Origin of the sequence: Sphingobium boeckii (assembly GCF_014199215.1) — a bacterium.
GTDB lineage: Bacteria > Pseudomonadota > Alphaproteobacteria > Sphingomonadales > Sphingomonadaceae > Sphingobium_A > Sphingobium_A boeckii.
This window is the reverse complement of the sequence record NZ_JACIJC010000002.1, coordinates 687900-707065: the sequence shown is the minus strand read 5'-3', so window position 1 is coordinate 707065 and position 19166 is coordinate 687900. Positions and strand designations below refer to the sequence as shown.

Here is a 19166-nt window from a genome sequence, read left to right as displayed (position 1 = left end):
TATTGCAGGTCCGCCGTGTGATGCGATGTTCGCGCCGGGTCTGCCGGACTTTGGGCGTCGGAACGCCGCGCCGCATCCCCAGTACAAGCGGAAAATGTTAAAATGAGTGTTCGTTTCCTTCTTGATGGCGAGATCGTCGAAATTACGGATGTGGATCCGACTTCGACCATCCTGAACTATCTGAGATACCGCCTGAGGCGCACCGGCACGAAGGAGGGATGCGCCGAGGGCGATTGCGGTGCCTGCACGGTGCTTCTGGGCGAGCTGGATGAAGGCGCGGAGACCATGCGATGGCGCTCGGTCAACGCCTGCATCCTGTTTCTGCCCATGCTGGACGGCAAGGCCTTGCTGACGGTGGAGAGCCTTGCTGTGGACGGCAAGCTCAATCCGCTTCAAGCCTGCATGGCGGAGAATGGCAGTTCGCAATGCGGATTTTGCACGCCCGGTTTCGTCATGTCTCTTTATGGCCGCACGATCGGCGCCAGCGGCCATGACCTGCCCGTTGCGGACGTCGTTGCCGGCAACCTTTGCCGTTGCACGGGCTATGGCCCCATCCTTGCCGCGGGCGATGGCATCGGCAAGTTGAGCCGTGACGATCAACCGACGATGGTGGCGTTGCGCGAAATGGCCGAAACCGCTTGCGCCGGGGGCGTGTTTGAAGATCGCCGCTGGTTTGCGCCGCGCACACCCGAAGCGCTTGCCGGTCTTCTGGCTGCTCATCCCGATGCGCGCATCATCGCGGGGGCTACGGATGTCGGGCTTTGGGTGACCAAGGGCTTGAAGACCATCGAGACGATGGTGTTCATCGGAAATGTCGCGGGAATGAAGGCGATCGTGGAGGACGAGGCCGGCGTGACGCTGGGCGCCGGTGTCCCCTATGCGGACGCCCATGCGGCTTTCTCACGCCTGCACCCGGATCTGGGTGAGTTGGTGAGGCGGATCGGCGGATTGCAAGTGCGCAATGCCGGGACGATCGGAGGCAACATCGCCAACGGATCGCCGATCGGCGACGGGCCGCCGGCCCTGATTGCGCTGGGTGCCGAACTCACCCTTTGCAGCACGGCGGGTCGACGGACCATGCCGCTCGAAAATTTCTTCCTCGACTATGGCCGGCAGGATCGTCAGCCGGGCGAATATGTCGAAAGCCTATGGATACCAAGGCCTGCCCCTCAGGACATCATCCATATTTCCAAGCTCTCGCGTCGCTTCGACAGCGATATCTCTGCGGTATGCGGCGCGTTTGCGCTGACCGTGGAAAACGGGCTGATCGTTCGCGCGCGGATCGCATTTGGCGGGATGGCGGCGACGCCGTGCCGCGCGAGCGGATGCGAGGCGGCTCTGGTCGGAAAGCCGTTCGCCGCTGAGACGATCGCATCAGGAACCATCGCTTTGGCCGGCGATTTCTCTCCGATCACCGATGTGCGTGGGACGGCGACCTATCGTGCCGAGGTCGCCGCCAATCTTCTCTGGCGGCTCTGGTATCGGGCGCAGGGAGAAGACATCTCCGTATTGGCGCTGGAGAGCAGTCATGGCTGAGTGTGATCCTGCTTTGCGCATTGCTGCAAAACCCTCGAATGCGCATGACAGCGCGCGACTTCATGTCAGCGGTGCCGCGGGCTATGTCGATGACGGCGCCGAGCCGATCGACATGCTCCATCTAGCCTTCGGACAGAGCGAGGAGGCCCATGCCCGCATCGCGCACATGGATTTGTCCGCCGTGCGCGCTGCGCAAGGCGTGGTTGCGGTCTTTACGGCGGCGGATATTCCGGGTGCGAACGATGTCAGCCCGGTCGCAAAGGATGATCGTCTGCTGGCCGATGGCGAGGTAATGTGCGTCGGCCAGGCGCTCTTTCTCGTGGTTGCGACAAGCCAGCGCGCCGCGCGCCAGGCGGCCCGGCTCGCGCGGATCTCTTATGAGCCACGCGCTGCCTGCCTGACGATCGCTGAGGCCCGCGCGTCATCGTCCTTTATCGAACCCACCCAGCGCATGGCGCGGGGCGATGCGCGAGCCGCTCTGTCTGCAGCCGCGCACCGTGTCTCAGGGGGCTTCGATATCGGCGGACAGGATCATTTCTACCTGGAGGGCCAGATCGCCATCGCCACCCCCGGCGAGGATGGCCAGGTTCACATATTGAGTTCGACCCAACACCCGAGCGAGATCCAGCATCTTGTTGCGGCCATGCTCAATCTCAGTTCCGCCGACGTCACCGTCGAGGTGAGGCGGATGGGCGGTGCCTTCGGTGGCAAGGAGACGCAGGCGGCGCTTTTCGCCGCAGCGGCGGCACTGGCGGCTCATCTGACGGGCAGGCCTACCAAATTCCGCTGTGATCGCGATGATGACATGATCATCACCGGAAAGCGCCACGATTTCCGGATCGACTATGATGTCGGCTTCGATGATCAAGGCCATATCCTTGGCCTTCAATTGCGGCTGGCATCCCGCTGTGGTGCCACCGTGGACCTTTCGCCGGCGATCAATGATCGCGCGATGTTTCATGTCGACAATTGCTACTGGCTGCCTGACATCGAGATCGTTTCTGAGCGCTTGAAGACGCACACCGTATCCAACACCGCCTTTCGCGGTTTTGGCGGGCCGCAGGGCATGTTGGCGATCGAACGCATCATGGATGAGGTGGCTGCGTTTCTGGGACGGGATCCTCTGGATGTCCGTATATCCAATCTCTACGGACCCGGCCGCAACGTCACGCCTTATGATATGGTGGTTGCTGATAACATCGCGCCCGAAATCATTGCCCGTCTCCGGCGGGAGGGACGTTATGATGAGCGGGCCGCCAGCATCGAAGCCTTCAATGCCGGCAGCGCCATTCTCAAAAAAGCGATTGCGCTGACGCCGGTGAAATTCGGGATCAGCTTCACCACGACCCATTTGAACCAGGCGGGCGCGCTCGTGCATGTCTATGCAGATGGAAGCATCCAGATCAATCATGGCGGCACCGAGATGGGGCAGGGGCTCTATATCAAGGTGGCGCAGGTGGTTGCGGATGTTTTCGCGGTGCCGGTCTCTCAGGTGCGCATCACGGCGACCCGGACAGACAAGGTGCCGAACACGTCGGCAACGGCGGCATCATCTGGCGCGGATCTCAATGGCATGGCCGCGCATAACGCCGCGATGACCATCCGCGACCGGCTGACCGCATTTCTGGCGCAAACCTTTGCCTGTGCTGAAAGCGAAGTCGCTTTTGCGGCGGACGGCGTGGTTGCGGGCAAGGAAAAGCTTTCCTTCGCAGATCTGGCGCGCAGAGCGCATATGGGCCGGATATCGCTTTCGGCCACGGGCTATTATGCGACACCCGGCATCGCCTACGATCGATCCACGCATAAGGGGCGGCCGTTTTATTATTTCGCATATGGCGCCGCCCTGGCGGAAGTCGCGGTCGATATTTTGACGGGCGAGCACCGGGTGCTTGCGGTCGATATCGTCCACGATGTCGGGCGTTCGCTCAATCCGGCGATCGATCTCGGGCAGATCGAAGGGGCGTTCATCCAGGGGCAGGGATGGCTGACGACCGAAGAATTGATGTTCGACGCAAAGGGCCGGCTGCTCACACATTCGCCTGCGACGTATAAAATTCCAACAGCATCGGATCGCCCGCGTCATTTCCGCATCTCGCTATGGCAGGATGAGAATTTGGAGCCGACGATCCATCGTTCAAAGGCGGTCGGCGAGCCGCCATTCTCGCTCGCAAATTGCGTCTTTTCAGCGATCGGCCGCGCGATCGCTGCAATCTCGCCTGAAAAGCGGTCCCTGCCACCGCTCAACGCGCCCGCGACACCCGAGAATATTCTCCGCGCCGTCCGGGGCTATCGCGACTGATGTACGACTGGGTGACTTCGCTGCGCGACAGCGTCGATCGTGAACCGGCGGCGATGATCAGCATTCTTGCGAGCGAAGGGTCTGCCCCAAGGGGGGCGGGCACCCGAATGGTCGTAACCGCTGGCGGGACGCAGGGCACGATTGGCGGCGGTCAGCTCGAATTTCGTGCGGTGGAGCAGGCCTTGGCCATCCTGCGCCTTGCGCCGGGGAGCTGGCGGATTCAGGATTATCCTTTGGGGCCGTTGCTGGGCCAGTGCTGCGGCGGGCGGGTCCGGCTGTTGGTGGAGCATATCGATCCGGCAGGTCTCGCCTGGCTCACGGACGCGACTGACGGGCAACGAGTGGTCTCCAAGCTCATGGTGGACCGGGTGGAGCGGCGCATTTGCGCCGAGACATTGCCGACACTTCTCCCTGCGCGCGGCGACCTCCCGCAGGAGGGGGATAGCTTTTGCGAAACGATCGGACCGCGCCGCCGTCCGCTCTATCTGTTTGGGGCCGGTCATGTGGGACAGGCCATCGCGCGTCACGCGCAAGGCCTGCCGTTCCAACTGGCGTGGTTCGATACGCGGCCCGACTTCGAAGCGGTCGAAGGTGCGGTTATTGTGCCGGAATCGGAGATCGAACATTGCGTGTCGCAAGCCCCGGAAGAAGCGGCGATCATCATTCTCACGCATGATCACGGTCTGGACTTCAGGCTGACCTATGCGTCCCTGACGCGCGAGCCCGTTGCCTTTGTGGGCCTGATCGGCTCGGCGACCAAGAAAGCGCGATTTTTGTCCCGGCTCGAGCGCGAGGGGGTTGCGTCCGAGGCGCGGGCGCGCCTGACGTCGCCGATCGGAATCGGTGGCATATCGGGGAAGGAGCCAGACATCATCGCCATTGCGACGCTTGCCCAATTGCTCCAACTGGGCTTGCCTCATCAATTCTGAACGTCGATTGGTTCACGCGAAGATCGCGCCTGCATAATTGCGCCGCTGCGACCCTTCGCGCGCACTTTTTTCGGTTGGTTGCATCGAAATTCGCTTGTTGAGCCGCAACGGGGCGGGCTTCATGGTCGGACTCAAGAAGGTTTATGAAAAATGCCGCGGATCAAATCGAACATAGCAGCGGGCACGGCGATTCCGTGCGTGCGTGCGCCCGCGATGTTTCGAACCTTTGCGATGCACGCCATATTCGGACGCTGACATGATGCACTCTCTGCGCAGCTACAAAGGCGTGACCACGGCGCCGCATCATCTCGCCAGTCGCGCCGGTCTTGACGTGCTCAAAGATGGCGGGACCGCGGTCGAGGCCTGTGTCGCCATGGCGGCGGCGCTGGCGGCGGTCTATCCGCACATGACCGGCATTGGCGGCGACGGGTTCTGGCTCATTCATGAACCCGATGGGCGGGTTCATGCCATTGACGCCTGCGGTGCCGCGGCTGAGCGGGCGGATCTGGAATTATATGAGGGGCTGAGCGACATCCCGTGGCGCGGGCCGCTCGCGGCCAACACGGTGGCGGGTACGGTCTCGGGCTGGGCGCGCGCGCTGGCGGGCGACACGGGCAAATTGGGGCTTGGACGCCTGTTGCGCGATGCTATCGAGATGGCCGGTGATGGTGTTGCGGTCACCCGCGGTGCCGCCGAGATCGCAACTGCCAAACATGCCGAACTGACCGCCCAGCCGGGCGACTATCGCGCCGTCTTTACCGCGGACGGACGGCCGCTGGCGGAAAATGATCGTCTGCGGCAGCCCGCATTGGCCGCTACGCTGAGGGCGCTCGCGGACAATGGGCTTCGGGATTTTTACGACGGCAAACTGGCGCGCGCGATCGCCTCCGATCTCGCTACTCTGGGCAGTCCCGTTGCCGCGCGGGATCTGGCTGCTCATGATGCGACCGAACCAGCGCCCTTGTCGATCTCCGTGCGCAACGCGCGCCTGTTCAACACCGCGCCGCCGACGCAGGGGCTTGCCTCGCTGCTGATCCTGGCGCTTTTCGATGAATTGCGTGTTTCCCAAGGGGAGGGGTTCGCTCACCTCCATGGGCTGATCGAGGCGACCAAGCAGGCATTTCTGGTGCGGGATCGTCATGTCGGCGATCCCGCCTATATGGCAGTGAAGGCGCAGGAAATACTGGACGATCGCAGCATGTTGGCCGACATGGTCGGGCGGATCGATCCGGATAGGGCGCTCGCCTGGCCGCATCGCTCCGCTCTGGGGGATACGACCTGGTTTGGCGCGGCGGACGCGCGCGGCCAGGTGGTCAGTTGCATCCAATCCACCTATTTCGAATTTGGCTCTGGACTCGTTTTGCCCGAAACCGGGATCGTCTGGCAAAATCGCGGTGCGAGTTTCCGCCTTGCGCCGGATGGCTGGAATGCGCTCAAGCCGGGGCGCAAGCCTTTCCACACGCTCAATCCCGCGCTCGCGATATTCGATGACGGACGGGCGATGGCCTATGGCACGATGGGGGGCGAGGGGCAGCCCCAGACCCAAGCCGCGATCTTCAGCCGCTACGCCTGGTTCGATGTTCCGCTCCAGGACGCGATTTCCCGGCCGCGTTGGCTGCTGGGCCGGACATGGGGCGAAACCAGCACCACGCTGAAGCTGGAAGACAGGATCGATCCGGAGACGGTGGCCGCTTTGAAGGCCGCTGGGCATGACGTCGAAATGCTTGGACCGATGACGTCTGTGATGGGACATGCGGGCGCGGTGGTCCGGCATCCGACGGGTATGCTCGAAGGCGCGACCGATCCACGGTCAGACGGAGCGGTCGGCACATGGTGAACGGTAAGCGCGCGGTCAACCGCTGCGATCATCTGGGCGTCGCGCCTTACAGCGATACGCCGGGCGGCCTTTATCGCGCCTATCTGACGCCTGCCTATATCGCCGCGCAACGGACGGTCGCGCAGTGGATGGTCGAAGTGGGCATGACCACGCGGACGGACGCAGCGGGCAATTTGATCGGGCGTTATCCGGGGACGACGGATGGCCCGCCGCTGATTATCGGTAGCCATCTCGATAGCGTTCGCGATGCGGGGCGCTATGATGGGCCACTGGGAATCATGCTCGGGATCGAGTGTGTGGCGTCGCTGCACGCGGCGGGCGAGCGCATGAGTTTTCCCATCGAAGTCTATGCCTTTGGCGACGAGGAAGGATCCCGCTTTCCGCTCGCGATGTTGACAAGCCGCGCCGTCGCCGGTGTGCTCGATGTCGATGAGACCGAACCCGTGGACGCCATGGGGATCGGTTTGAACGCGGCGCTGGCCCGTTATGGCGCAGAGGCGGGCGCGCCGGTGGCGGACGATCTTTCTGGCTTCGCTGCGGCACGGCATCCCGGGGCGATCGCCTATCTGGAAGCGCATATTGAGCAGGGGCCGTTGCTGGAGGCGGAAGGGCTGGCACTTGGCACCGTCACCGCCATCGCGGCGCAAAAGCGTTTCCAGATTTCGTTGGCAGGGCGGGCAGGGCACGCCGGAACGACGTCCATGGCGCTCCGCCGCGACGCCCTGGCTACGGCTGCAGCGATGATCCTGGCGGTCGAGGAGATCGCGCGTGCCGCAGGCGGGCAGAATGTCGCGACGGTCGGCGTGCTGCACGCTGCGCCGGGCGCTGCCAATGTGATTCCCGGCAGCGCGCGCTTCACGCTCGATGTCAGGGCGGCCACGGATCTGGAATGCGCCAAATTGGCTGAAACGATAGTGACGCGCTTCGACGTCATCGCGGCGGAGCGGCAGATCGCATCGACCGTCGAACTCTTGCACGAATTGCCGGCAAGCCCCTGCCATCCCGCACTTATGGAAGCGCTGGACCAGGCGATCGCAGCCGAAGGCGTGCCTGTTCGTCGGCTGATGTCCGGCGCTGGCCATGATGCGATGATATTGTCGTCTTTATGTCCCACAGCGATGCTGTTCATCCGGTGTCGTGGAGGCGTCAGCCACAACCCCGCCGAAAGCGTCACGACCGATGACGCTGGCCTTGCGGGCAATGTCATGCTTCGCTTCATCAAACGTCTGGAGGATATGCAAGGTGCGTAATGTGGGTGAAATCGATCCGCCCCAGCGGCTTTTGATGGGGCCGGGTCCCATCAATGCGCATCCGCGTGTGTTGCGCGCGATGTCGGCCGATCTGCTCGGGCAGTTCGATCCCGAGATGACGACCTATATGAACGAAGTCATGGGCCTGTATCGGCCGATTTTCGGCACGGAAAACCCCTGGACCTTTCTTGTCGATGGCACGGCGCGCGCCGGGATCGAGGCTGCCCTCATCAGTCTCGCGTCGCCGGGCGACACCGTGTTGGTCGTGAATTTCGGACGCTTCGGACTGTTGTTGAGCGAGATATTCAAGCGGATCGGCGCGCACGTCGAAACGGTCGACGCGCCTTGGGGCGAAGTCGTGCCGCTCGACGCCATTGCCGCGGCGATCGAACGCGTCGGGCCGAAGGTCGTTGCAACGCCCCATGGTGACACGTCGACGACCATGGCGCAGCCGCTTGAAGGACTTGGCGTGCTGTGTCGGGAGGCGGGTGCCCTGCTTTATGTCGATACGACGGCGACGCTGGGCGGCATGGAAGTGGCGGCTGACCGTTGGGGGGCGGACATCGTGACGGCGGGCTTGCAGAAATGCCTCGCCGGCCCATCCGGTTCGGCACCCATCACCGTGTCGGCGCGCGCGGCGGATCATATCCAGCGGCGCAAGCATGTGGAGCAGGGTCTGAGAACCGGCGACCATGACGATGGGGACGGCATCATCATCGGGTCGAACTATTTCGATCTGGGCATGATCATGGACTATTGGTCCGACAAGCGCCTCAACCATCATACGGAGGCGACGACGATGCTTTACGGTGCGCGGGAGTGTGCGCGTATCGTTCTTGAAGAGGGACTTGCTACCCGTTTCGCGCGTCACACCGCTTCAGGACGGGCCATGTCGGCGGGGCTGCGTGCCATGGGGCTGCGGCTCTTTGGCGACGATCGCTATCGCATGACCAATGTGACGGCCGCTTATATTCCCGAAGGGGTGGATGGCGAAGCGGTGCGGCGCCGGATGCGCGAAGATTTCGAGATCGAGATCGGCACGGCCTTCGGTCCGCTTGCGGGCAAGGTCTGGCGGTTCGGCGCGATGGGTTACAATGCCCGCAAGCATAAGATTCTCATTACGCTGGGCGCGCTCGAGGCGGTTCTGCGCGCCGAAGGCCATCGCTCAAGCGCAGGCTGTGCGGTCGATGCCGCGCTTGACGCCTGGAATGGCATATGAGCACCACGCGCGATCTCGTCGGTTATGGCATGACGCCGCCGGACCCGCAGTGGCCGGATGGTGCCCGCATCGCCGTGCAATTCGTCATCAATTATGAAGAGGGTGCGGAGAGCAGCGTCCTCCATGGCGACAAGGGATCAGAGGCTTTTCTTTCCGAAATGGTGGGTGCCGCGGGGCACCCGATGCGCGCCATGGCGATGGAAAGCTTGTATGAATATGGCAGTCGCGCCGGTTTCTGGCGGCTGCACCGGCTTTTCGCCGCCCGGCAGGTGCCGGTCACCGTCTTCGGCGTCGCAACGGCGATGGAGATGAACCCGACAGTGGTCGAGGCGATGTTGAAAGCCGATTGGGAAATCGCGAGCCACGGCTATCGCTGGATCGACTATCAACATGTCGCAGAAGAGATGGAGCGCGAACATATTGCGCGCGCCATCGAAATCCACACACGGCTGACCGGCGCGCGGCCGCTTGGCTGGTATCAGGGGCGGACCTCGCCCAATACGGCCCGGCTCGTGGTGGAGGAGGGGGGCTTTACCTATGACGCGGACTCCTACGCCGACGACCTGCCTTATTACGACCGGCGGCACGGTCGCGCGCAACTCATCATGCCCTATTCGCTCGATGCCAACGACATGAAGATGGTCGCATTGAACGGGTTTACAGAAGGGGAGCAATTCTTCCGCTATCTGCGGGACACGTTCGATTACCTGCGCGCTGAGGGCGGACGCATGATGTCGATTGGCCTGCATGGCCGCATCGCGGGTCGGCCCGCCCGCGCTGCTGCGGTGGCGCGCTTCGTTGATCACATATTGGAAAGCGGTGATGCCTGGATCGCCACCCGGCTCGACATTGCGCGGCACTGGCAGGACACCCATCCCTGTGACTGACAATGACGCTGCTTTCGTGTCGCGCTATGCGGAATTGTTCGAACACTCGCCATGGGTGATCGAGCGCGCAGCCGCCCGCCGGCCCTTTGCCGATCTTCATGCGGGCCTGATGCAAGTGGTACATGACGCCACGCGCGACGAACAACTGGCCTTGATCCGGGCCCATCCGGAGTTGGCCGGAAAGGCGGCGCTGGACCGGAATTTGACCCGTGACTCCGCTGCCGAACAGGCATCCGCCGGCCTCGATCGACTGACCGCCGATGAATTCGCGCGCTTTCACGATCTGAACGGGCGCTATGCCGATAAGTTCGGTTTCCCTTTCATCATCTGCGTCCGCTTGACCGATAAGGCGGGCATATTGGCGGCGATGAGCGCCCGCCTGGACAATGATCGTTCGGCCGAAATCGACACGGCCATTGCGCAAATCGGCGAGATCGTAAGATTGCGACTGGAGGATTTGACATGACGCTGGCGCAGCACGCGGCGCGGGTCGCCCACGACCTCGAATGTCTGGGCTATGGCGCGCCATCCTGGACCCGTAGCCGGCCTTTGGGCGGCGATCACGTTCACGATGTCGTTATCGTCGGCGGAGGGCAAAGTGGTCTGGGCGCAGCCTTCGGATTGTTGCGCGAGCGGATTTCGAACATCCTCGTGCTGGACGAAAATCCAGAAGGCATGGAAGGGCCGTGGAAAACCTACGCCCGGATGATCACCCTTCGCACGCCAAAGCATCTGACCTCGATCGACTATGGCATCCCGTCGCTCACCTTTCGTGCCTATTGGGAGGCGATGCACGGGGCGGAGGGCTGGGCCGCGCTCGACAAAATTCCGCGTGGGGAATGGTTCGATTATCTTCGCTGGTATCGACGCGTGCTGGATATCCCCGTCAGGAACAACGCCAAGGTCATATCGATCGCGCCGGTGCACCCCGGTCTTTTTCGCTTGATGCTGGCGGATCGTTCCACCATTCTCGCGCGCAAGGTCGTGCTGGCGACGGGGATTCAGGGCGGGGGGCAATGGCATGTCCCGGCGATGATCTCGGCGAAGCTCCCGCGCTTGCGTTATGCTCACACATCCGAAGCGATCGACTTCGCCGCGCTGAAAGGCAAAAGGATCGCGATCCTCGGTGGCGGCGCTTCCGCGTTCGACAATGCGCAACATGCGTTGTCGGAGGCGGCAGGCGAGGTTCATGTCTTCGTGCGCCGCAAGGCGCTGCCCACGGTCAATCCGATCCGCTTCATGGAAGGTGCCGGATTGATCTCTCGTTTTCCGGCGCTGGACGACACCGTGAAATACCGGATGATGAAGAGCTTTTTCGCGCGCAATCAGCCCCCGACCAATGACACCTTCGCCCGCGCCGCCAGCTATCCCGGCTTTCGTCTGCATCTCGGGACGCCGTGGCTCGATGTCGAGGATGGTCCGACGGGGGCGATCGTCACCACACCAAAAGGCCGAGAAACATTTGATTTCCTCATTCTTTCGACCGGTCTGGTGACGGACCCCGCGCTGCGGCCTGAGTTGTCCCTGTTTGCGGAACGCATCGCATTGTGGCGAGACCGTCACAATGCGTCTGATGATGAAAGGGATTTGGTCGTCGATGCCCATCCCTATCTTGGCGCTGGATTCGAGTTCCTGCCCAAGACTCCCGCGGACGCCGAGGCGCTCTATGGGCTGTTCGCGTTCAACTATTCCGGCCTCATCAATTTCGGTCTCTCGGCGTCGGCCATCTCGGGTTTGAAACAGGCTTTGCCGCGCCTGGTGAGCGGCGTGGCGGATCAACTTTTCGTTGATGATCATGCCGAAATCGTGGCCGATTATCTCGCTTATGCAGAACCGGAATTCACGGGAATTTCAGCGAATGAGGCGGCTGCCGCATGAGTCTTTCCACCCACGTTCTGGATGTCGTCCATGGCCGGCCTGCCGATGGCATGAAGGTCACGCTGCTGCGTGACGGCGCGATTCTGTATGAGGGCGTCACGGATTCCGATGGCCGCTGCCCCCCCCTTCGGGAACTGGCTTTGCCACCCGGTTCGTATCGGCTCATTTTCGGCGTGGCCGATTATTTTCGGTCGAAGGGCGTGGCACTCTCCGATCCGCCCTTTCTCGACGCGGTTCCCATAGATTTCGCAATGGCTGCGGACGGCGGCCATTATCATGTGCCGCTGCTGACATCGCCCTTTTCCTACTCCACCTATCGCGGAAGCTGAGATGGGAAAGGATATCCGGGTCATGAATGCCGCCAAATTTGCTCGCGGACGGGGATCGTGAAAGCGCTGCGTCTAAGCCGATATGGCTGAGCATGGCGCAGTGCCGGCCGAAAGCGGGACAGCGGTGCTTTCGCTGAAACCAGCATCCTGAACACTCCATCGAGAAGCAAGACCATGGATAGAGAACACCCGATCTTCGTCGAATTGCGATCGACCGACGCGCAACTGGCCGCAGAAGTGGCCGATCGTCTTGGCGTCGTTTTGCCGCCGGCGTGCATTGCCGGGGTAGCGGCGAATGCTCGTCTGCTCCAATGGCATGTCGACGTTCTCCGGGGGCTGCCGCGGTGACGGGCAAGACGGTGATCTTGGGGGTGCTCGAAAGCGCCGCCGCCGTGAAATCCGGCCGCATTTCGGCCGTCGAACTGGTCAGCGCCGCGCTTGGGCGGATCGCTGAGCATAACCCGGCCATCAACGCTGTGACACGCACGCTGGATGAACGCGCCTTGCGGGATGCCGCGGCGGTAGACGCCGAGGTGGCAGCAGGCCGGGATCCCGGCCCTCTGGCGGGCGTGCCCTTTGGTGTGAAGGATCTGTTTGATGTGGAGGGGCTTTCGACCACGGCGGGTGCGGCCCGCTTGAAAGATGCGCCGCCGGCTTCGTCCGATGCGGAGGCCATCCAGCGCCTGCAGGCTTCTGGCGCAGTCCTGGTTGCGACTTTGAACATGGATGAATTCGCTTATGGCTTCGTCACGGACAATGCCCATTGGGGCATCACGCTAAATCCCCACGACGTCGATCGCTTTGCGGGCGGATCATCGGGTGGATCGGCGGCGGCGGTGGCCGCGGGCCTGGTGCCTTTCGCGCTGGGATCCGATACGAATGGATCGATCCGGATACCGGCATCGCTTTGCGGGATTTACGGGATCAAGCCGACCCATGCGTCGCTGCCGATGGAGGGCGTCTATCCGTTCGTGCACACGCTGGACGATATGGGCGCATTCGCCCGCTCGGCCAGCGACCTTGCCGCTGTGGACGAAGTGCTGCGGGGCAATGCCGCGTCGTCGTCCGTCCCCTTCCAGCGGCCGGCGCTGTTGGGAGGCTGGTTCCATGACAACCTCGCTTCGCAAATGACAGCGGCGCTTGAAGCGCTGTCCATCGGGCTTGGAGGTCTGCCGACCGTGCAACTCGCCGAGGTCGATCGTGCGCGCTCGGCTGCCTTTCTCATCACCGCATTTGAAGGCGGCGCATATCATCGTGACGCCCTTGGCACCGATCCCCTTTCCTATGATCCCATGACGCGCGATCGCCTTATCGCCGGGGCAGCGATCCCCGAAGCCATCTATCACGAGGCCATGCGATATCGGGACATTTTCGGGGCCGTCATGGCAGCGGCGCTGGAGACTCATGATGTGCTGATCGCGCCCGCCACGTTCGGGCCGGCCCCCTTGATCGCGGATCCTTTCATCGCGGTCGATGGAAAGCCGCAATCGGCGCGCGCCAATCTGGGCCTGTACACCCAGCCGATCAGCTATCTCGGCCTGCCCGTCATTGCTGCGCCGCTCCCGGTGGAAGGGCTGCCGATGGGCGTGCAATTGATCGCCGCGAAAGGGCGGGACACCGATTTGCTGCACTTCGCCAGAACCCTTGAAGCGCGCGGGCTCGCCGCCGCACATGCCGTCCCGCAGGAGGCCCACGCATGAAGATCAACGACCCTCACGTGATCGCAGAGGTCGAATTTCAGTTCGCACGGTATGAGCGCGCGCTTATGGCCGATGATCTCGCAGAGCTTGACGCCCTGTTCCACGACGCGCCGACCACGGTGCGGTTCGGGGTAGGGGAGGTGTTGTACGGCATCGATGAAATCCGCGGGTTTCGCAAAGGGCGCGGCGGTTCGCCCCAGCGGCGTCTGGGCCGCGTCGCCATCGCATCATTTGGCAACGATCTGGCGACGGCGAACGCCGAATTTTTTCGGGAAGGGAATGGCCCCCGCGGTCGGCAGAGCCAGACATGGGTGCGTTTCCCGGACGGATGGAAGATCGTGGCCGCCCATGTGTCCATCGAGGGGCAGGCATCATGAAGCGCCTGCTGACCCGCCTCAATATTGACACCTATATTATTCTGCTGGCCTCGATGGTGCTGCTTGCCTCGATCCTTCCGGCGCGGGGGATCGGCGCGACCGTTGCAGGGATTTGCGCGGACGCAGGCATTTTCGCGCTGTTTTTTCTGCATGGCGCGCGCCTTTCCCGGCAGGCCGTCGTCGATGGCGCGCGCCATTGGCGTCTGCACCTGACGGTCGCCGCCATGACGTTCGTGATATTTCCACTATGCGGCATCGCGATCCGCGCCATCCCGCATCTCGATCCGGCCATCGGAACGGGCATGTTGTTTCTCACGCTTCTGCCGTCAACGGTTCAGTCTTCCATCGCCTTCACGGCGATGGCGAGAGGTAATGTCGCCGCCGCCGTCTGTAGCGCGTCCTTCTCGAACCTTGCCGGAATCTTCATCACGCCGCTACTCGTTGCCCTCCTGATCACGGGAAAGCAGGGCGGTTTTTCCGTGGACGCGGTGATGACGATCGTCTTCCAACTTCTTTTGCCCTTCCTCGCAGGGCATTTTCTGCGCCCGTGGATTGCGGAATGGATCGCTCGCCGCAAGACGATGCTGATGGTCGTCGATCGCGGGTCCATCCTGCTGGTGGTCTATACCGCATTCAGCGCCGCGGTCGTCGAGGGCCTGTGGGCTCGGATATCGCTCGCTTATTTCGGAACCGTCGCGCTGCTGTCGGCGATCCTCCTTACGATCGTCTTGCTGTTGAGCCGGGAGGTCGGTCGCTGGTTCGGTTTCAGCCGCGAAGACAGCATCGTGCTGCAATTTTGCGGATCGAAGAAGAGCCTCGCTTCCGGCGTCCCGATGGCGGGGGTGTTATTCACGGCCCCGCAGATCGGCGTCGTGATCCTGCCGCTGATGTTTTTCCACCAGTTTCAGCTCATGATTTGCGCCGTGCTGGCGCGCCGCTACGCCGCCGCCATCGAGCGCGAGGAGATCGCGACTGCCGGATAAGTGGCCGATGTTAAGGGAAGTAGGAAATGGCTAACCGAAAATCTGCCTCAAATGCTCGTTCATGAACATGCGATCCGGATCGAGCCGCTCGCGAATGTCCATGAACTTGTTCCACTCGGGATAAAGCGCGCTGAGTTCGTTCGCCCGATGCGAATGCAGTTTCCCCCAATGCGGCCGCCCACGATGGTTTCGAAAGACGGCTTCGGCATCGGCGAACAGATCTTCCCATGGCAGCGCGATATCCTGATGCACTGAAATCGTTACGCTATCCCTGCCATAGGCCTGGCTTAAGGGAATATCATCCTGGGCAAGGGTGCGATATTCGACCGGCCATCCCAGCGCGGGATATTTGCTTCTTATCATCCGACAGATCTCGTCGAAGCAAGCGGGGCCGTTCACCGCCTCCACGGCAAATTCCATTTCACGCATCCTCGCTGTTCTGACCGAGGGAAAGATGCGCCAACTCCAGTCCACGCGTTCCGGCGCTTCGAAGAATGAGGCGATGGTGGGATCCTGGGGCGCATTGAGCGTGTCTTCGTCTAGATCCAATGCGCTGGCGAACGCTTCATTGCCATAGGGCATGGCCGATGTCGGATTGAGTGTCTTGAGCGCGCAAAGATCGTGCAGCGGCAACCAGAAGAATTCGAAGTGCCGATTGTTCGAGATGCGTTCGTCCAATCGCGCCATGCAGGTTTCCGTGGGCTCGATCCAATGGCGCTCGTGCAGGCGATAAGACGGTATGACACGGAGCACTATCCTTGTGATCACGCCAAGAGCGCCGACGCCGATTCGCGCGGCATGGAAGATTTCGGGCTCGCGCTCCGGCGAACAGTCGAGAACCGTCCCATTCCCAAGCACCAAGCGCAGACCAGCGACGCGCGAAGACAAATTCCCCAATGTCGGCCCTGTCCCGTGCGTTCCCGTCGAGATCGCGCCGGCCAGCGACTGAACGTCGATATCGCCCTGATTGGCGAGCGCCAGTCCGGCTGCGGCGAGCGGCGCGCCCAGATCGCTGATCCTGCTGCCGGCATAGACAGTCGCCGATGCGGTCTGAGGATCGGCATCCAGTACGCCCTGCAATCCGTCCAGGGACATCAGCACGCCATCAGTGGCGCAGACGGGGGAGAAAGAATGTGCCGCACCGACCATGCGGACACCACGCCCCTCGCTCCGGGCCTCGAAGAGGGTGTCGATCACCGCCGGCTCACTATCAGGTTTGCTGAACCGGGCTGGATGGGCGCTGACATTCCCGGCCCAATTCGTCCATTCTGCCGTCTTTTGCATGGCTGATGTCCTGTTCTGAGGTCGGCAGTCTTTTCACGGCTTTTTGGCACGTCCGAACATGAACTTTCTGCCTCGTGTCGAGAGTTATCCGAATGGATATCCATTGTGTCAACGGAAAATTGACGCCGAAATTCCGCATTTCCGCAAGGGCGTGGATTTGCCCAATGCCGGTCCTGATATAGGATTGGCATAATCAGGTGTTTTCAAAATCTGTCAAAAGGGCGCGCTTTATACGAGCAATGAAAAGGCAAGAGATACCTTGATTTCTCGCCTCATGCCTTGTGTCGAAACGCCCGCGGAGGCGCGATTGTGGGCGCTCAAAATGAAATATCCAAGCGGCAAATAAATTGCTTTACGATGCAACTAATATCCATATTTCGCACTATTGTCATATCCGATATTCAATGTTACCCATCTGTCATATTCGGCTGAAACGGGGGTGACAGATGATATCCAATCGCATTCGGGCATCGATTTTTCTTCTTCTTGCAGGGGCCGCTTCGCCGGCCTTCGCTCAGGAAGACAGCGGCGAAATCGTGGTGACGGCGCAACGGCGCGCCGAACGATTGCAGGATATCGGTGTATCGGTGACCGCATTGAGCGGCGACCAGCTTAAACAGCTTGGCGTGATGTCCAGCACTGATCTGGGGGCGCAGACATCCGGACTGCAGGTGGTGCCAGCCAATGGCGGCTCGACCATATATTTTTCCCTGCGCGGGGTTTCGCAGAGCGACTTTGGCGATCAGCAAGAGAGCCCGGTCGCGACCTATGTCGACGACGTCTATCTGGGCCAGCCGGCGGGTGCCGGCTTCCTGTTGTTCGACATGGAACGGGTCGAAGTATTGCGCGGTCCGCAGGGCACGCTGTTCGGCCGCAACGCCACGGGCGGGCTGGTCCATTTCATCTCCAAAAAGCCGACGTTCGAACCCGATGGTTATCTGACGGCGGGTGTCGGCTCTTATGGCGAATATCGCGGAGAGGGCGCGTTCGGCGCCGGGATTGGCGAGCAGGTGGCCTTTCGGCTCTCGCTCGCGGGCAAGCATCACGATGGCTATATCGAAAACCGGCTTGGCAAGGATCTCGGCAATGACAATGAACTCGGCGGTCGATTGCAATTGCTGATCAAGCCGTCGCCGGATCTCGACGTGCTTTTGAATGTCCGCGGCACGCGGCTCGAAGCGCGGGGCGGGGGATATGAGCATGTCACCTCGACGCTGGGCGCTGACGGCCTGGGCCGTTTCATCGGATTGGATGAAAACCCCTTCGGCACATGCAATGGCTGCGATCCCGTCGGTTATGTCGATACCGATGACGATCTCTATGCGGGTGATTATGACTATCTCGGCTACACGCGTGTCGATACCCGGGCTGCCACCGGCAAGTTGGAATGGTCCCTCGGTGATGTCACGCTGCATTCGATCACCGATTACAGTCATCTGACCAAGCGCTATTCGGAGGATTCGGACTCAGGCCCGGTCGATTACATCACGAGCACTACGCGCTCCAAAGTCCGTCAGTTCAGCCAGGAGTTCCGCTTGGATGGCACTGCGGGCCAGTTCCGCTGGAACGGCGGTCTCTACTATCTTTCGCTGGTAGGCGATTATGGGAGCCTGGCCAGGCTCGCGCCGTTCGACAGCCAGTTCTTGAGCGACTTCAAGCAGAAAACACGGTCTTTCGCCGCTTATGGTCAGGTCGAATATTCGTTCAATGATCAATTGACTGCGATTGGCGGCTTTCGCTGGACGGAAGAGAGGAAGTCGCTGGATTATGTGACCACTCTGTTCAACAATGCGGGCGATGATCTGGGGGAGCTTCTGGCTTTCAATCCCGATCTTTATCCCGAGGCACGCAACAATAAGGGGGATTGGTCGGCGCGCGCGCAGCTTAACTACAAGCCGAGTTCAGACTTGCTGCTCTATGCAAGTTGGAACAGGGGCTTGAAAAGCGGCGGGTTCAACGCGCCTCAGGTCTATTCCGGCATTGATGACATTTCCCAGCTTCGCTTCGACAGCGAGGTGCTGAATGCTTACGAAGGCGGGTCGAAATGGACACTGCCGAACCGTCTGGGCCATTTGAACGGTGCCCTATTCTATTACGATTACCAGAACTATCAGGCGTTTGATTTTCAGGGGCTCACGCAATTCCTGTTCAATGCGGATGCCTCCATAAAGGGCGGCGAAGCGGAGTTGTTTCTGACTCCCGTGGACGGCCTGACGGCTTCGGGCGGGGTGACCTTCCTTCAGGCGCGAGCGAAGAACATACCGTTGCCCAACGGCAGTTTCAGGACGCGGAAACTTCCCTTCGCGCCGCAATGGTCGTTTTCGGCGATGCTGCGCTATGAATGGAAACTCGGCGGAGCCACGGCTTCGGCGCAGGTCGACGCCAAATATATGTCCGGGCATTATTTCAGCATTGCGAACGCATCGACCACCTATCAGGGTAAATACGTCGTGCCGAATGCACGGATTGGTCTGGATTTTGCCGACGGAAGCTACAGCATCGCAGCCTTTGTGAAGAATTTTACCGGCACGAAATACTCAACGATCAATTATGATCTGTCCTCGCTGGGGCTGACCGAGCGGTTCATGGGGCGTCCGCGCTGGTTCGGCGTCGAGGTCAATTACAAGATCAAGTAACATCGGCTGCTCCTTTTCACGA

The 19166-nt window shown here is 61.5% G+C and carries 16 protein-coding genes; 15 read left to right on the top strand and 1 reads right to left on the bottom strand.

Going from position 1 to position 19166, the window contains the following annotated elements; all coding sequences use genetic code 11:
• The first annotated feature begins 102 nt into the window (after positions 1–102).
• From xdhA to FHS49_RS08475, 14 genes are all read left to right on the top strand, one after another.
• Positions 103–1536 carry a xanthine dehydrogenase small subunit gene (gene xdhA, locus FHS49_RS08540; RefSeq protein WP_184017260.1) on the top strand — a complete coding sequence of 478 codons (1434 nt, stop codon included), beginning with the start codon at positions 103–105 and terminating at the stop codon, positions 1534–1536.
• Positions 1529–3835, top strand: coding sequence for a xanthine dehydrogenase molybdopterin binding subunit (gene xdhB, locus FHS49_RS08535; protein WP_184017258.1), 2307 nt, complete (start codon positions 1529–1531; stop codon positions 3833–3835). Before xdhA ends, xdhB begins: the two co-directional genes overlap by 8 nt.
• Entirely contained in the window at positions 3835–4764 is a 930-nt protein-coding gene (xdhC, locus tag FHS49_RS08530; protein WP_184017257.1) for a xanthine dehydrogenase accessory protein XdhC, read from the top strand. The genes xdhB and xdhC overlap by 1 nt, the downstream gene beginning before the upstream one ends.
• Before the next feature lie 256 nt (positions 4765–5020).
• Entirely contained in the window at positions 5021–6601 is a 1581-nt protein-coding gene (locus FHS49_RS08525) for a gamma-glutamyltransferase family protein (RefSeq protein ID WP_184017256.1), read from the top strand.
• Positions 6595–7851 (top strand): allantoate amidohydrolase, encoded by a 1257-nt coding sequence (locus tag FHS49_RS08520; protein WP_184017254.1) that lies wholly within the window; start codon positions 6595–6597, stop codon positions 7849–7851. Before FHS49_RS08525 ends, FHS49_RS08520 begins: the two co-directional genes overlap by 7 nt.
• 34 nt (positions 7852–7885) lie before the next feature.
• Positions 7886–9070, top strand: a complete 1185-nt coding sequence (locus FHS49_RS08515) for a pyridoxal-phosphate-dependent aminotransferase family protein (RefSeq protein ID WP_221240451.1) — start codon at positions 7886–7888, stop codon at positions 9068–9070.
• Positions 9067–9957 carry an allantoinase PuuE gene (gene puuE, locus FHS49_RS08510; protein WP_184017250.1) on the top strand — a complete coding sequence of 297 codons (891 nt, stop codon included), beginning with the start codon at positions 9067–9069 and terminating at the stop codon, positions 9955–9957. Before FHS49_RS08515 ends, puuE begins: the two co-directional genes overlap by 4 nt.
• Positions 9950–10423, top strand: a complete 474-nt coding sequence (uraD, locus tag FHS49_RS08505) for a 2-oxo-4-hydroxy-4-carboxy-5-ureidoimidazoline decarboxylase (protein WP_343052935.1) — start codon at positions 9950–9952, stop codon at positions 10421–10423. Before puuE ends, uraD begins: the two co-directional genes overlap by 8 nt.
• A complete protein-coding gene (locus FHS49_RS08500; RefSeq protein WP_184017245.1) occupies positions 10420–11835 on the top strand; it encodes an FAD/NAD(P)-binding protein in 1416 nt (471 codons plus the stop codon). The genes uraD and FHS49_RS08500 overlap by 4 nt, the downstream gene beginning before the upstream one ends.
• Positions 11832–12164, top strand: a complete 333-nt coding sequence (gene uraH / locus FHS49_RS08495) for a hydroxyisourate hydrolase (protein WP_184017243.1) — start codon at positions 11832–11834, stop codon at positions 12162–12164. Before FHS49_RS08500 ends, uraH begins: the two co-directional genes overlap by 4 nt.
• Positions 12165–12338: 174 nt before the next feature.
• Positions 12339–12512: a hypothetical protein gene (locus FHS49_RS08490; protein WP_184017241.1), complete on the top strand. Its 174-nt coding sequence runs from the start codon at positions 12339–12341 to the stop codon at positions 12510–12512.
• Complete coding sequence (locus tag FHS49_RS08485) at positions 12476–13864, top strand: AtzE family amidohydrolase (protein WP_184017239.1); 1389 nt, start codon at positions 12476–12478, stop codon at positions 13862–13864. Before FHS49_RS08490 ends, FHS49_RS08485 begins: the two co-directional genes overlap by 37 nt.
• A complete protein-coding gene (gene hpxZ / locus FHS49_RS08480) occupies positions 13861–14241 on the top strand; it encodes an oxalurate catabolism protein HpxZ (protein ID WP_184017237.1) in 381 nt (126 codons plus the stop codon). The genes FHS49_RS08485 and hpxZ overlap by 4 nt, the downstream gene beginning before the upstream one ends.
• Positions 14238–15224: a bile acid:sodium symporter family protein gene (locus FHS49_RS08475; RefSeq protein ID WP_184017235.1), complete on the top strand. Its 987-nt coding sequence runs from the start codon at positions 14238–14240 to the stop codon at positions 15222–15224. Before hpxZ ends, FHS49_RS08475 begins: the two co-directional genes overlap by 4 nt.
• 30 nt (positions 15225–15254) lie before the next feature.
• Here the strand turns inward: FHS49_RS08475 and FHS49_RS08470 are convergent, their stop codons facing one another.
• The gene (locus tag FHS49_RS08470) at positions 15255–16508 is read right to left on the bottom strand and encodes a D-arabinono-1,4-lactone oxidase (RefSeq protein ID WP_184017233.1); all 1254 of its coding nucleotides are present in this window, start codon (positions 16506–16508) and stop codon (positions 15255–15257) included.
• 446 nt (positions 16509–16954) lie between these two features.
• On the opposite strand from FHS49_RS08470, the gene FHS49_RS08465 reads away from it, so the two are divergent.
• Positions 16955–19144 (top strand): TonB-dependent receptor, encoded by a 2190-nt coding sequence (locus tag FHS49_RS08465; RefSeq protein WP_184017231.1) that lies wholly within the window; start codon positions 16955–16957, stop codon positions 19142–19144.
• The last annotated feature ends 22 nt before the right edge of the window (positions 19145–19166 follow it).

Bases quoted from the DNA above. Each gene is read 5' to 3' on its own strand.
- xdhB (WP_184017258.1), top strand. From the start codon at position 1,529: ATGGCTGAGTGTGATCCTGCTTTGCGCATTGCTGCAAAACCCTCGAAT.
- puuE (WP_184017250.1), top strand. From the start codon at position 9,067: ATGAGCACCACGCGCGATCTCGTCGGTTATGGCATGACGCCGCCGGAC.
- FHS49_RS08500 (WP_184017245.1), top strand. From the start codon at position 10,420: ATGACGCTGGCGCAGCACGCGGCGCGGGTCGCCCACGACCTCGAATGT.
- FHS49_RS08475 (WP_184017235.1), top strand. From the start codon at position 14,238: ATGAAGCGCCTGCTGACCCGCCTCAATATTGACACCTATATTATTCTG.
- FHS49_RS08490 (WP_184017241.1), top strand. From the start codon at position 12,339: ATGGATAGAGAACACCCGATCTTCGTCGAATTGCGATCGACCGACGCG.
- FHS49_RS08465 (WP_184017231.1), top strand. From the start codon at position 16,955: ATGATATCCAATCGCATTCGGGCATCGATTTTTCTTCTTCTTGCAGGG.
- FHS49_RS08525 (WP_184017256.1), top strand. From the start codon at position 5,021: ATGATGCACTCTCTGCGCAGCTACAAAGGCGTGACCACGGCGCCGCAT.
- FHS49_RS08485 (WP_184017239.1), top strand. From the start codon at position 12,476: ATGGCATGTCGACGTTCTCCGGGGGCTGCCGCGGTGACGGGCAAGACG.
- xdhC (WP_184017257.1), top strand. From the start codon at position 3,835: ATGTACGACTGGGTGACTTCGCTGCGCGACAGCGTCGATCGTGAACCG.
- xdhA (WP_184017260.1), top strand. From the start codon at position 103: ATGAGTGTTCGTTTCCTTCTTGATGGCGAGATCGTCGAAATTACGGAT.
- uraH (WP_184017243.1), top strand. From the start codon at position 11,832: ATGAGTCTTTCCACCCACGTTCTGGATGTCGTCCATGGCCGGCCTGCC.
- FHS49_RS08515 (WP_221240451.1), top strand. From the start codon at position 7,886: ATGGGGCCGGGTCCCATCAATGCGCATCCGCGTGTGTTGCGCGCGATG.
- hpxZ (WP_184017237.1), top strand. From the start codon at position 13,861: ATGAAGATCAACGACCCTCACGTGATCGCAGAGGTCGAATTTCAGTTC.
- FHS49_RS08520 (WP_184017254.1), top strand. From the start codon at position 6,595: ATGGTGAACGGTAAGCGCGCGGTCAACCGCTGCGATCATCTGGGCGTC.
- FHS49_RS08470 (WP_184017233.1), bottom strand. From the start codon at position 16,508: ATGCAAAAGACGGCAGAATGGACGAATTGGGCCGGGAATGTCAGCGCC.